Annotated in this window: 6 protein-coding genes and 2 pseudogenes; 6 read left to right on the top strand and 2 right to left on the bottom strand. The window is 73.6% G+C overall.

Features of this window, described 5'->3' with window-relative positions:
• Positions 1 to 782 (top strand): FAD/NAD(P)-binding protein (locus AOK24_RS29500; protein ID WP_478078774.1); only part of this gene is annotated, 782 nt, incomplete at its 5' end.
• A 20-nt stretch (positions 783 to 802) separates the two neighbouring features.
• Here the strand turns inward: AOK24_RS29500 and AOK24_RS29495 are convergent.
• Positions 803 to 1,429, bottom strand: a complete 627-nt coding sequence (locus AOK24_RS29495; protein WP_055723093.1) for a hypothetical protein — start codon at positions 1,427 to 1,429, stop codon at positions 803 to 805.
• Between the two features lie 34 nt (positions 1,430 to 1,463).
• Between AOK24_RS29495 and AOK24_RS29490 the strand changes: the two genes are divergently transcribed.
• Positions 1,464 to 5,111 carry a CHAT domain-containing protein gene (locus AOK24_RS29490; protein WP_055723092.1) on the top strand — a complete coding sequence of 1,216 codons (3,648 nt, stop codon included), beginning with the start codon at positions 1,464 to 1,466 and terminating at the stop codon, positions 5,109 to 5,111.
• Positions 5,112 to 5,135: 24 nt separating this feature from the next.
• On the opposite strand, the gene AOK24_RS29485 is transcribed toward AOK24_RS29490, so the two are convergent.
• Positions 5,136 to 7,355, bottom strand: a complete 2,220-nt coding sequence (locus AOK24_RS29485; protein WP_055723091.1) for a sialidase family protein — start codon at positions 7,353 to 7,355, stop codon at positions 5,136 to 5,138.
• Positions 7,356 to 7,842: 487 nt separating this feature from the next.
• Between AOK24_RS29485 and AOK24_RS29480 the strand changes: the two genes are divergently transcribed.
• The 4 genes and pseudogenes from AOK24_RS29480 to AOK24_RS51285 form a co-directional block, all read left to right on the top strand.
• Positions 7,843 to 8,883: a glycoside hydrolase family 5 protein gene (locus tag AOK24_RS29480; RefSeq protein WP_079057051.1), complete on the top strand. Its 1,041-nt coding sequence runs from the start codon at positions 7,843 to 7,845 to the stop codon at positions 8,881 to 8,883.
• 99 nt (positions 8,884 to 8,982) lie between these two features.
• Positions 8,983 to 10,281, top strand: a complete 1,299-nt coding sequence (locus AOK24_RS29475) for a poly(ethylene terephthalate) hydrolase family protein (protein WP_055723090.1) — start codon at positions 8,983 to 8,985, stop codon at positions 10,279 to 10,281.
• A gap of 203 nt (positions 10,282 to 10,484) precedes the next feature.
• Positions 10,485 to 12,983 (top strand): annotated as a pseudogene (locus AOK24_RS29470) (M36 family metallopeptidase); the annotation flags it as partial.
• Between the two features lie 2 nt (positions 12,984 to 12,985).
• A pseudogene (locus AOK24_RS51285) lies at positions 12,986 to 13,369 on the top strand (M36 family metallopeptidase); the annotation flags it as partial.
• Between the last annotated feature and the right edge of the window lie 13 nt (positions 13,370 to 13,382).

Raw genomic sequence — 13,382 nt, 5'->3', positions numbered from 1 at the left:
CCCCCCGCCCTCTGAAGCACCTGACCCCCGAACGCATCGCCGACCTCCACCACCGCCACCGGTACAGCCTCGACGCCCTCGTCACCCTCATCCGCGAGGAACTCCGCACCGCCGGCCACGCCCCGCAGGCCACGGCACGCAAACTCGCCAGCCGCGCCGCGCCGCTCACCCGGCTGCGCGAGGGCCTGCACCGGCCGGACCATGACCTGGACCTGCTGCGGCAGGCCATCCCCGTCATCGGCCAGCAGGCGTGGGTCCTGCTGCCTCCCGACGACCGCCGGCGCCTGCTGGCCCGCCACCACCACACCTTCATGGCCCTGGGCTTCCCCATGCCCGCCGTCAACGCCCGCCTCCTGGACGCCCTGGCCGCCGCCGGGCAGCTCCAGGTCCTGCCCGGCATCCACGCCGTCGGCGTCACCGGCGACCACTTCACCGTGGCCACCCGGACCACGGCCACGACCGCGCACTGGGTCGTCAACGCCGCGACCCCCGCCGTCCGGGACACCCCCCGCGACGCCCGCGACCTCATCGCCTCCCTGGTGGGCCATGGCCTCGCCGTCCGTGATCCCTTCGGCGGCCTCACCGTCCAGCCGGGCACCAACCGCCTCGTCGGCCCCGGCCGACACCCCGACCGGCGCCTCTACGCCCTCGGCGACCTGACCCACGGCTCCCTGTACGTCACCTTCGGCATCCCGGTCGTCACCCCGCTCGCCGACCGGATCGCCCGCACCATCGCCCACGACCACGAGGAGACCCCGGCCGGGCACCACCGTGCTTCGTGACGGCGTCGAGCGGGGTGCGGTCAGCGCGACGGGCCCGCGCCGTCCTGGTCCCAGTCCTCGTCGAGCGGGTCGCCCGGCAGCCACAGGCTGACCTGGGGGCGTCCCGGCTCGGCCTCCCAGGCGCCGCGGTCCGGGTTCCAGCGGAGCGTGGCCTCACGCAGTGCCTCGTCCGTGAAGTCGACGTGCTGGAGCGCGGCGAGCGCCGTGCCGTCGACGCGGGTGTCGACCGTGACGTGCACCTCGGTCTCGCGATCGCCCAGGACGATGCGGTCGGGACGAGGCTCCCGGCCCCGCCCGCCGATCAGCTTCATGAGTGTCCGGTAGGCGTCCTCGCCCGCGCGCTGTGCCAGCGTCTGGACGAACGGCAGGACGAGCGTGGTGATGCCCACCGTGTAGGCGACCGTCAGCGCGTCCAGGCCCCCGCGTGTCCGGGTCGCCCGGAGCGCGTCGGCGTCCAACGGCGGGTGAGCGGGCCCGAGTTGGTCCATGGCCCGGCGTGCTCTCGCCAGCAGTTCGTCCGCTTCCGCGAGCGCGTCCGCCGGGAACTGCCCGTCGCTGCCCCGCAGTTCCGCACCGAGGGCACCGAGCCCCTCCAGACTGGTGATCAACTGGGCTCGCCAGTACGGCAGTTGTCGTTCGTCGGTCATACCGTGAACTCTAGGACGCGGCTAGGCTGACAGTATGCGGTGGAGGAGGAACCGGAAGCCCGAGAAGAAGGACGCGCCGGCTCCGTCACCCGGCCGGGACGCCCGCGCCGTCGACGCCGAGCTCGTCGAGGCCGTCCCCGCCCTGTACCGGGCCAACGAGTCGGGCAGCCCGGTGACGCTGAGGGCGGCCGTCGAGGCGCTCCGGCGGGCCGTGGCCCGGGCGCCGCGCGGCGATCCGAACCGGGGCATCGGCTACAGCGCCCTGAGCGACGGCCTGCGGTTCCTGTTCCAGATGACGGGGCGCGGCAGCGACCTGGACGCCGCTGTCGAGTGGGGCGACAAGGCGGCTGCGGCCGTGCCCCGGGACGATCCGCAGTACCCGAAGGTCCTCAACAAGCTCGCCGAGCGCCGTGTCACGCGGTTCGCCCGGGCCGGTGACCCGGCCGACCTGAAGGCCGCCGTCACCCGGTCGAAGGAGTCCCTGAAGCTCGCCGAGCCCGGCACGGACGACCACACCGAGGCGCTGTTCCGGCTCGGGCTCGCCTTTCAGCGCCACTCCGAGGGCGGCGGGGGCGCGGCGGCGCGGGAGGCGATGATCGAGTGGTACGAGCGGGCGCTGGCCGCTCCGGCGCCGGACTCCTGGAACCGCTCCGTGGTGCTGAGTCAGGTGGTCGTCGGCTACCGCGACCGGTTCCGCGAGAGCGGGGCGCCCGAGGACCTCGACCGCGCCGTGGAGCGCGCCGAGCGCGCGCTGACGGAGGCTCCGGCCGGCCCCTCGCACCACAGGGACCTCCTGATCGACCTCGCTTCGCTCTACAACGATCGCTTCGACCTCTCCGGGGCGCCGCAGGACGCGGACGCGACCATCCGGCACATCACGGGCGCCCTGGCGGCGACCGGCGCCGACCACTCCTCGCGGCCCGTGCTGCTGAGGCTGACCGTCCAGTCCTTCGCGCGGCGGTTCCGGATCAGCGGTGACGTCGCCGACCTCGACGCCTGCGTCACGTACGGCGAGCAGGCCGTGGCCGCGCTGGCCCCCGGCGGTCCTGAGCGGCCCCGTGTGCTGGCCGACCTCAGCGCCGACCACGTGGAGCGGTACCGCAGCGCCGGTGATCCGGCGGACCTGGACGCCGCCGTGGCCCGCGGCGAACAGGCCCTGTCGGCCTGCCCGGCGGGCCACCCGGACCGGCGCAGGATCCTCAGCCGGCTGGCCGAGGCGCACCACGCCCGCTACGACCACCGGGGCGGCTCCGGCGACCTCGACGCCGTCGTCGACCTGTCGGAGCAGGCGCTGCGCCTCGCCTCGCCGGAGTTCAGGGGCGCCGCCCTGATCAACCTCGCGACCGGTTACGGCATGCGCTACCGGCGCACCGGCGACCCCGGCGACCTCGACCGGTGTGTCGAGGCCGGTGAAGAGGCGCTGGCCGACCCGGGGACCGGCGCGCAGGAGCGCGCCACGTGTCTGGGCAACCTGTCGGTCGCCCACCGCAACAGGTACCAGCACTTCGGTGCCCGGGCTGACCTGGACCACGCCATCGACCTCGGGCACCGGGCGGTCGAGGCCCTGGGCACCGGCCACCTCCAGCGCGCGTCCCGGCTGGACAGCCTGGCCAGTTCGTACGCCGCCCGGTTCGGGCACAGCCGGGAGCACGCCGACCTCGACACCGCCGTCGCGCTCGGGCACGAGGCCCTCGGCTGTACCCGCGCCGGGCCCGCCGAGCGGCGGCTGATCCAGTCCAACCTGGCCGCTCACCTCCTGCACCGGTTCGACGCCGCACGTGACCTCGCCGACCTGGAGGCCGGCATCGTGCTGGGCCGCGAGGCCCTCGGGGCTGCTCCCCCGGGTTCGCCGGAACGGGCCCGGATCGCGTCGGCTCTCGCCGGTGCCCTGCTGCGCCGCCACCAGTCCGGCACGGGCCCGGGGACCGGCCTGCGCGAGGCGGTCGAGCACATCGAGCAGGCCGTTGCCGCCACCGCGCCGGACTCGCCCGAACTGCTGGACCGCCTCCAGAACTTGGCGGTCGCCTACCGGGAACAGCACGAACGCGGCGACGGCGTCCCGGCGGACGCGGTGACCCGGCTGGTCGAGGCCGCGCCCCGGGCCGCCGTCGCGGCGCCGCCGGTGTCCCGGGCCACCGGGCAGCTGAACATCGGTCTGCTGGCGCTGAGCATGGGCCTGCTTCCCGAGGCCGCGCGGATGCTGCGCGCGGCGGTCGAGGCGCTGCCGGAGTGCGCCGCGCAGGGGCTGGCGTGGTCCGACCAGGAGCAGGCCATCGTCGGCAGCCGGGGCCTGGTCGGCGAGGCCACCGCCGCCCATCTCGCTCTCGGCGACGTCGAGGGCGCGGTCGAACTGGCCGAGCTGGGCCGGGGGGTGCTCCTCTCGCGACGGCTGGACGCCCGCGGCGACGTCACCGAACTCGCGGCGGTGTCGCCCGAGTTGGCGGACCGGTTCGAGCAGCTCGGGGCGGAGCTGGACCGGCGGTCGTGGAGCAGCGGGGACGAGAGCGGCGGTGCGAGCACTGTGCGGCGTTCACCGCACGACATCACCGAGCGGTGGGACGGCCTGCTGGACCGTATCCGCGACCTGCCCGGATTCTCCGGCTTCCTGCGCCCGCCCCGCATCGCCGACCTGCGGCGCGCCGCGACGGGCGGCACCGTGGTGCTCGTCACCGTGAGTTCGCTGGGGGGCGACGCCGTACTCCTGCGACCGGACGGGGTGGACCGGGTGCCCCTGCCCCACCTCACCCGCCACGACGCCGAGACCCACGCGCACGCCCTGGCCGGCCTCGAACCCGTGCCCGGCGAGGAGGGCCGGGTGGTCACCTACGTCGGGTCGGGCGGGGCCACGCCCGAGCTGCTGGAGTGGCTGTGGGAGACGATCGCCGACCCCGTGCTGACCGCCCTCGGGCACACCGGCCCGCCGAGCGCCGGCGGGCCGCTGCCGAGGGTGTGGTGGGTGCCCGCCGGTCCCCTCGGCCTGCTGCCGCTGCACGCGGCCGGGGTGCGCGGCGGCCCGTCCGCCCTGGACCGGGTCGTCAGCTCCTACACGCCCACCGTCCGCGCCCTGCTGCACGCCCGGCGCCGGCCGGTGGCCGAGACCCGCACCCAGCTGGCCGTCACCATGCGCCGCACCCCGGGCATGGCGGACCTCACCGGCACCGCCACCGAGGCGGCACAACTCCTCGCCGGCCGTGCGGACGCCGTGGCGCTCACCGACGGCGACGCCACAGCGGACGCGGTGCTGCGGGCCCTGCCGGACGCGGGCTGGGTCCACTTCGCGTGCCACGCCAGCGGTCACCCGGTGACGCCGTCGCGCAACCGTCTGCATCTGTACGACGCCCCGCTGCCCGTTCCGGAGATCAGCAGGCTGGGGCTGCGCTCCGGTGAGCTGGCCTATCTGTCGGCGTGTTCGACCGGGCAGGCCGGGGTGTTCCACGCCGACGAGGCGATCCATCTCGCGTCCGCCTTCCAGCTCGCCGGTTACCGGCACGTCGTCGCGACCCTCTGGCCGGTCGACGACACCGTCGCCGCCATGGCCGCCCGCCGCTTCTACCGCCTCCTCGGCGACTCCCCCACGGCAGACGGCGCCGCGCACGCCCTGCACGAGACGACCTGCCGGCTGCGCGACCGCTTCCCCGACGCCCCCGACCTGTGGGCGCCCTTCGTACACAGCGGCCCCTGACCTCTCCGGCCGGGCACGTCCCGTCTAGGCGGGCCGTCCGATCTGGATGCCCCGGCCGTTGGTGGCCAGGTACACCGTGCCGGGCTCGCGGGGGTCTCCGGTGATGGCCTCGCCGAGCCACCCCCACTGGTGCTGGTCGTCGTTGATACGCCGCCAGCTCGCCGCGGCGTCGTCGGAGCGGTGGACGCCGGTGACGCCTTCGACGGTGGCGACCTGGTAGACGGAGAGGTAGGCGGCGCCGTCGGCCGCCGCGCCGAAGCCGAGGGTGTACGAGGCCTCGCAGCCCGCGAGCTTCGCGAAGGTCGCGCCGCCGTCGGTGGAGCGGTACAGCCCGTTGGCCTTGGCGCTGAGCCACAGGTCGCCGGAGCGTCCGGGCGCCGCGACCACCTTGAACCCGGCGTCGCCGGAGGGGAGTCCGGTGGCCCGGGCCGTGAACGTCGCGCCCGCGTCGGTGCTGGCGTGCAGCGTCCCCGTGCCGGTGTCGTACGCGTAGAGGACCGCAGGGTCGGCGGGGTCCGCCACCGGTGTGGCGCCGGCGGGGAAGGAGGGGACGTCCGCCCAGGTGGCGCCGTTGTCCGTGGAGCGCCGTGTCGGCTGTTTCGTACCGTCGCCGGGCACGAAGGACCACAGCAGCACGGTGCCGTCGGCGGTGACGGCGATGGGTCCCGACGCGTCCTTCGCGGCGGCCGGCTGGGAGGTGAAGGGGCTCCAGGTCTGTCCCCCGTCGTCGGAGTAGGCGCCGTTGCCGTTGTCCCCCGCCCCCGTGCGGACCACGTAGGACGGCTTGGCGGCGGCCTGGGCGAGGCCCGTCGCGGTGACGAAAATCGGGTTGGTCGCCAGGCCGCCGGCCGGTGAGGCCGTCAGCTGGTCGTGGTACAGGGTCCCGATGTCCCGGGAACCGCTGAGCAGGTGTGCCTGGCCGGCGGGGGGCGAGATCAGGAAGAGCACCGCCGTCTCCTCCAGGCCGCGGATCTGCGGAGCCCAGTTCGTCAGGTCGCGGGTCCCGTAGAGGGTCGCGCCGGTGCCGTAGACGATGTGCTGGGAGTCGTAGGGGTCGATGGCGGTCATCTGGATCCACCACCCGAACGTCGGCGCGTCCTTGCCCCACTTGAGGAACGGGGTCTGCGAGACGTCCAGCCGGGCCCCGTCCGCGAGCGAGGCCCAGGTCCGGCCCCCGTCCGTGGTGCGGAACAGGGTGTCGCCCGACGACCAGCGGTTGTTGGTGGAGACGACGACGGTGCCGGTGTTCTGCGGATCGACGGCGGCACCGCCGTACCCGAAGCCGTCGGAGCCCTGCGGCTTCACCGGGGTGACGTCGCTCCACGTGCCGGTGGTGACGGCCAGTTTGTGCACGCTTCCGTCCGACTGGCCGTTGGGGCCCGGGGCGTTCGCGTACGTCACGTACAGCTCCTTGGCGCGGCTGTCGTACGCGGCCCGCATCGGCATCTTGGCCTGCGGGCCGGCCGGCTGCCCGGGGACGGGTGCCCAGGTGGAGCCGCCGTCGCTGGTGCGGTACAGGGTGATCGCGTCCGAGGTGCCGTCGCCGTCGCCCCAGCCTGCGTAGAGGTCGCGTTCGGCGGCGACGAGGAGGGTGACGCCCTGGCCGGTGGCGTTCGGGCGGGGCGGGAAGCCGGTCGCGGGGGCCCAGGTCGCGCCCCGGTCCGTCGACGTGAGCAGGCCGTCGTGCCGGGTGCCCAGCCACAGGGTGTCGCCGTCGCGCGGGTCCACGAGGAGGCGTTCGCCCGTACCCCGGCCGTCCTCGTTGGAACCGAGCTTCACGGTGAGGTCGGTGCGGGTCCAGGTGGCCCCGCGGTCGTCGGAGCGCAGGAACGCGCCGTTGCCCGCCCACGGCTGGGTGTAGGTGCCGACGGCCAGGTAGAGGCTGTCTGGCCGCGCGGGGTCGATGGCCAGGGACTCCACGCCCAGCAGGTTCTGGTCGGCCTGGCTGATCCAGTCCAGCAGCGGGACCCAGCGTGCCGCGCCGTCGTCCCAGCGGTAGGCGCCGCCCATGTCGGTCCGGGCGTAGGCCAGTCCCCGTACGGCGGGATGGAACACCACGCCGGTGACGAATCCGGTGCCGCCGATCACCACGTTGTCCCACCGGTAGGGCTGGGTGGCAGGTGCGGCCTTGCCCCTGGCGCCCACCGCCAGGGCGCGCCCCTGGAGCGCCGGAAGACCGATGAGCGCGGCACCGGCCGCGGCCCCGGCGAGGACGGAACGCCTGCTCGGATCGGACGGATACATGTCGTACCTCACTCTGTGCAGCCGAGGGGGCCGGTCGCGGGAGAGCCACTGGCCGAGTCACACAACGATCACCGAAGGTGACGTTAACTGCACGATGAGTAGCTGCGCATGTGGTCGACGGCAAGGGGGTGGCGAGCGGGGCCGGCGCCCCTGCGCCGCCCAGCTGATGTCCACACCGTCGCGTGATGTGAACGTTCCCACTCACCTCGAAGAAAAGCGGGAGAAAGTGACTCTTGCCAATCCATCCGCCGAGCCGAACTCGCACGTCCGGGTGGCGCCGAAAATCAGGCTTCGACGGAGTCCTTGACGGGGCAACTACCGATTCCTACGCTCCGTGGGAGCGTTCCCATGCAGCCGAGCGAACCCAGGAAGGGACCGGCATGCGCGCAGCCCCGCACTCACCGCACCGCCAGCTCGCCGTCACCCGTCCCGACATCGTTGTCAGGCATTCCGGCACCGTCCCGTCCCCGTCGTAAGGGAGTTCCCCATGAAATCCCCCACCCGCGCGGCCGTCACCACGGCCGCCCTTCTCGGCCTGTTCGCCCCGCTGCTCGGTCTCGGTACCCCGGCGCAGGCCGTGCCCACCGGCTTCCGCGTGCAGAACGGGCGGCTCCTCGAAGCCAACGGGAACGATTTCGTCATGCGGGGCGTCAACCACGCCCACACCTGGTACCCGGGGCAGATCAGCTCCATCGCCGCCATCAAGGCCAAGCGCGCCAACACCGTCCGCGTCGTCCTCGCCAACGGCGACCGCTGGGCCCGCAACAGCGCGGCCGACGTGGCGAACGTCGTCACCCAGTGCAAGCGCAGCCGGCTCATCTGCGTGCTGGAGGTCCACGACACCACCGGCTACGGCGACCAGAGCGGAGCGACCACCCTGGCCCGCGCCGCCGACTACTGGGTGAGCCTGAAGAGCACCCTGGCCGGCCAGGAGAGCTACGTCGTCATCAACATCGGCAACGAGCCGATCGGCAACCTCAACGCCTCGCGGTGGACCGCCGACACCAAGGCGGCCATCCAGAAGCTGCGCGCCGCCGGGCTCAACCACACCCTCATGGTGGACGCGCCCAACTGGGGGCAGGACTGGTCGTACGTCATGCGGGACAACGCCGCGTCGGTCTTCGCGGCCGACCAGGACCGCAACACCGTCTTCTCGGTCCACATGTACGGGGTCTACAACACGGCCGCGAAGGTCAACGACTACCTGAACCGTTTCGTCGCCGCGAAACTCCCTGTCGTCGTGGGCGAGTTCGGCGACAACCACTCCGACGGCAACCCGGACGAGGACGCCATCATGGCTGCGGCGCAGCGCCTCGGCATCGGCTACATCGGCTGGTCGTGGAGCGGCAACGGCAGCGATGTGCAGTACCTCGACATGGTGACCGGCTTCGACCCGAACCGGCTCAGCAACTGGGGCCGGCGCTTCTTCAACGGCGCGAACGGCATCGCCGCCACTTCTCGGGAGGCCACGGTCTACGCCGGTGTCACGAGCGCCGGTTCCGCAGGCGCCGCCCCGGCCGGGCACTGATCCACGCGTGTCATGAGCGCGACAGATCTTGACCCACAAGCGATCCAGCATCCGATCCAGCACCCCGCAGGCACGACAGAGGCATGGAGGAACAGGACGATGCACCCGAGCACCAGGTTGCGCGCGGCCGTGGTCGCGGCCGTGACCGGTCTGATCGCCGCGCTCCTGGCGACCCAGCCGGCCTCGGCCCGGCCGGCGGCCCCGGCGGACAGTCCGTATCAGCGGGGCCCCGACCCCACCGTGAGCAGTGTCGCGGCCCAGCGGGGCACGTTCGCCACCGCGGAGCTGACCGTGCCGCCCGGCAACGGCTTCAACGGCGGGAAGATCTACTACCCGACCGACACGAGCCAGGGCACCTGGGCCGCCGTGGCGGCCGTACCCGGCTACACCGCGAAGTGGGCGGCCGAGGGCGCCTGGATGGGGCCCTGGCTGGCGTCCTTCGGGTTCGTCGTCATCGGCATCGACACCAACAGCCCCAACGACTACGACACCGCCCGCGGCACCCAGTTGCTGGCTGCGCTGGACTACCTCACCCAGCGCAGCCCGGTCCGTGACCGCGTCGACCCCGGCCGGCTCGGCGTGATCGGACACTCCATGGGCGGCGGCGGTGCGATCAACGCGGCCGAACGGCGCCCGTCCCTCAAGGCCGCCCTGCCGCTGGCGCCCTTCTCGCCCTCGCAGAACCTCTCCACGCTCCGGGTCCCGACGATGATCATGGGAGCCCGGGACGACGGCACGGTCACGCCGTCGTATCTCAACGGGCTCTACGGCGGCATGCCGGCCACCACGCCGAGCGCCTACATCGAGCTCACCAGCGGCGGCCACGGCTTCCCCACGTGGGGGAACTCCAATGTGACGCGCCGTACGATCCCCTGGCTCAAGATCTTCCTCGACGAGGACACCCGGTACACGCAGTTCCTGTGCCCGTCGCTGCCCGACCGCACCGGCATCTCACGGTCCCAGGTCACGTGCGGGTCCGTGCCCGGCGACGGCACGACCCCGCCGCCGGCGACCGGCCGTCAGGTCGTCGGCGCCGCCTCCGGGCGCTGCCTGGACGTGCCCGGCTCGTCCCAGGCCAACGGGACGCAGCTCCAGCTGTGGGACTGCCTGGACCAGGCCGGCCAGAAGTGGGCCCGCACGGACGCCGGGGAACTGCGCGTCCTCGGCGGCAAGTGCCTGGACGCCGAGGCGTCGGGGACCGCTCCCGGCACCCGGGCCGTCGTCTGGGACTGCCACGGAGGGACGAACCAGCGCTGGAACGTCACCCCCGACGGCACCATCACCAGCGCCCAGTCCGGCCTGTGCCTGGACGCGTACAACGCCGGCACCGCGAACGGTACGCGGACCGTCCTGTGGACCTGCAACGGCGGCTCCAACCAGCGGTGGACGTGGCGGTGACAGCATCCTGAAACCGGCGACCGGGGTGAAGTGCCGCTCGGCGCCCGGCACTTCGGTGCGCGCGGCGACCCCGGTCGCCTGTGAGTTTTCTGTGAAACTTGAAACTTCAGGCTTCCGGTGGGTGGACGGGAACTGACAGGTTGAAGATCCAACTCGGCTGTTCTCTACGGCCGTTCACCTCCCTCTCCCCCACGAGGCATCCCATGACGAAAGCCTCCGCGCGAAGAACTCGCGCGACGCTCTTCGCGGCGACGGCGGGTCTCGCCCTGACCGTCACCCTGCTGCCCGGCGCCGCGAGCGCGGCCCCCGAGGGCCCGGCGGACCCCGGCGGCGCCCCGGCGTCCCTGACGCCGCCGGTACCTTCGCAGCAGACCCTGATCCGCCAGGACGCATCCCTCACGCAGGCCGAACAGCGACCCGGCGTACGGGCGTTGGTGAAGCAGCTCGGCGCGCAGGGTGTGCTCGAACTCGACCCGGCCACCGGGACGGCACGTCAAGTGGCCCGGACGGACGGGTACTTGACGCCGCCCAGCACCGCCGGCGCGGAAACCGTGGCGCGGGACTATCTGCGGGCCCACCCGGACGTCTTCGGCCTGACCGCCGATCAGGTCGGCGCCCTGAAGCTGCGCAAGCAGTACACGGACGTCGCCGGGATCCGGCACCTGTCGTTCGTCCAAGTCGTCGACGGCGTCCCGGTGTTCGGCAATGGCGTGAAGGCGAACGTCTCGCGCGACGGGCGCCTGATCAATGTGACCGGCTCCCCTGTGCGCGGCCTCCCGGCGAGCCTTGCGCCCGCCGGGATCAGCGCGGCGCAGGCCGAGCGCGCGGCCGTGCGGGACGTCGCCGGGGCGCGGGCGGTCGGCGCGGACGACGCCACCGCCAAGCAGGTGGCGTTCGCGACGGGCGACGGCACGGTGCGCCGCGCCTGGCGGACCGTCACCTCGCCCGACGGCCACGGGATGTGGCTGCACGTCGTCGACGCGGACACCGGCCGGGTCCTGCACCGGCAGAGCCTGTCCTCGGACCTGCGCGACTCCGGCGTGTCCGCGTCGGTGCCGGGTACCGGGCGGCCGGCGCCGTCCGCGCCCCGCGCTCTCCCGGTCGCCGGGCAGGTGCTGGCCTGGGACCACGCTCCGGGTGACGTACGGGGCGGCCGGCAGTACCCGCGCGACCTGACCCTGCGGGGCTGGCTCCCGGCGGACGCGAAGACCCTGTCCGGGCCCGCCGCGCACGTCTACAGCGACGTCAACGACAACAACGAGGCGGACGCGGGCGAGGAGATCACCCCGGCCGCCGACGGGACGTTCGCCTTCCCCTTCAAGCCCTTCGCCGCAGACGGCTGCGGCACCCCCGTGCCGTGCTCGTGGGACGCGAAGACGCCGTACTCGTGGCGGACGAACCGCGAGCAGAACGCCGCGCAGGTCTTCTACTTCATGTCGACGTTCCAGAACCACCTGCAAGCCGCCCCGATCGGCTTCACCCGCGCCGCCGGCAACTTCGACGGGCGCGACGGCGACGCCGTCGAGACCCACACCGACGACGGCGCGGCCGTACAGAACGGGCTGCCCGACAACGACCACGTGAACAACGCCAACATGAACACGCCGCCGGACGGGCAGCCGCCCACGATGCAGCTGTACCTGACCGCCCCCGAAGACGGCTACCCGATCGTCCAGGGCAACTGGGGCGACGACGCGGCCACCGTCTACCACGAGTACACGCACGGCCTGTCCAACCGGCTGGTCGTCGACGCCGACGGCGTCTCGACCCTCACCGGCATGCAGTCCGGCGCCATGGGCGAGGCGTGGAGCGACTGGTACGCCCTCGACTTCCTGACCTCCGAGGGGCTGCGCCAGGACCGGCGGGACGTCGACGGCGAACTCGCGCTCGACCCGGCGGGCTGGATCGACCAGTCGCCCACCCGCTCCCAGGGCCTGGACTGCCCGGTGGGCTCCACCTCGCCCCGGTGCCCCGGAGACGGGACCGCGGGTCCGGGCGGGTACACCTACGGCGACTACGGGAAGATCGGCAACGGTCCCGGGGTGCACGCCGACGGCGAGATCTGGGGCGAGACCCTCTGGGACCTGCGCACCGCGCTGGGCAGCACGCTCACCCGGTCGCTGGTGACCCGCGCGATGGAGCTGTCACCGGCCGACCCGAGCTTCCTCGACCAGCGCAACGCGATCCTCCAGGCCGACACCGTCGTCAACGGCGGACGCGCCCACGACCGCATCTGGACGGTGTTCGCGGGCCGGGGCATGGGCTACTTCGCGGCGTCCTTCACGAGCGCCGACGTCAAGCCCGACGAGGACTTCTCCCTGCCGCCCGGCCCCGACGCCCCGCGCCGCGCGCTCGCCGGCACGGTCACCGACAGCGCGACCGGCGCGCCGGTCGCCGGGGTCACCGTCAGCGTCAGCGGCCACGCCTCCGGCTTCCCCGGCGCCGACCTGTCGGCCGTGACCCGGGCGGACGGCACGTACAGCATCCCGGACGTCCCCGAGGGGACGTACCGCAAGGTGTACGCGAGCGGCGGCGGCTACGAGCCCGAACTGCGCACCGTCACCCTCGCCGGTGCCACGGCCGTCGACTGGCGGCTGCGCCGCGACTGGGCGGCCTCCTCCGGCGGGGCCTCGGTCACCGACTTCAGCGGGCCCGACTTCGGGGACTCCGGGTGCGGTCCCGGTGGTCTGATCGACGGGTCGNNGACGGCAAGGGCGTCGACCCGGTGCACACCACGGTCCGGCTGCCCGCCGCCGTGGACATCACCGAGCTGCGGATCGACCCGACGGCCGGCTGCGGGGACGACCTGACCGCGTCCCTGGGCGACTACCGGATCGAGACGTCCGTGGACGGCGCCTCCTGGGCCGTCGCCGCCGAGGGGCACTTCGGCCCGGCCGACACGGGCCGCCAGAACGCCGTGGCCCTCGCGGCCGGGACCGGCGAGAACGTCCGCCACGTCCGGCTGACCATGCTCGGCAACCAGGCCGCCGACCGCGGCGTCAGCTGCGCGGCCGACTCCGGCCCCTCGGGGTGCCGGTACCTCGACGCCACCGAACTCCTCGTCAACGGCGCCCCGCACGGCGCCTGACCGGAGCCGGCGG

Origin of the sequence: Streptomyces niveiscabiei, from assembly GCF_001419795.1 — a bacterium.
In the GTDB taxonomy this organism is placed as follows: domain Bacteria; phylum Actinomycetota; class Actinomycetes; order Streptomycetales; family Streptomycetaceae; genus Streptomyces; species Streptomyces niveiscabiei.
The sequence above is the reverse complement of the archived record's forward strand: the minus strand, read 5'-3'. Positions and strand labels throughout refer to the sequence as shown.

What these genes read in the sequence shown, in the direction of transcription:
- AOK24_RS29495 (WP_055723093.1), bottom strand. Translation starts at nt 1,429, where the DNA reads ATGACCGACGAACGACAACTGCCGTACTGGCGAGCCCAGTTGATCACC.
- AOK24_RS29485 (WP_055723091.1), bottom strand. Translation starts at nt 7,355, where the DNA reads ATGTATCCGTCCGATCCGAGCAGGCGTTCCGTCCTCGCCGGGGCCGCG.
- AOK24_RS29480 (WP_079057051.1), top strand. Translation starts at nt 7,843, where the DNA reads ATGAAATCCCCCACCCGCGCGGCCGTCACCACGGCCGCCCTTCTCGGC.
- AOK24_RS29475 (WP_055723090.1), top strand. Translation starts at nt 8,983, where the DNA reads ATGCACCCGAGCACCAGGTTGCGCGCGGCCGTGGTCGCGGCCGTGACC.
- AOK24_RS29490 (WP_055723092.1), top strand. Translation starts at nt 1,464, where the DNA reads ATGCGGTGGAGGAGGAACCGGAAGCCCGAGAAGAAGGACGCGCCGGCT.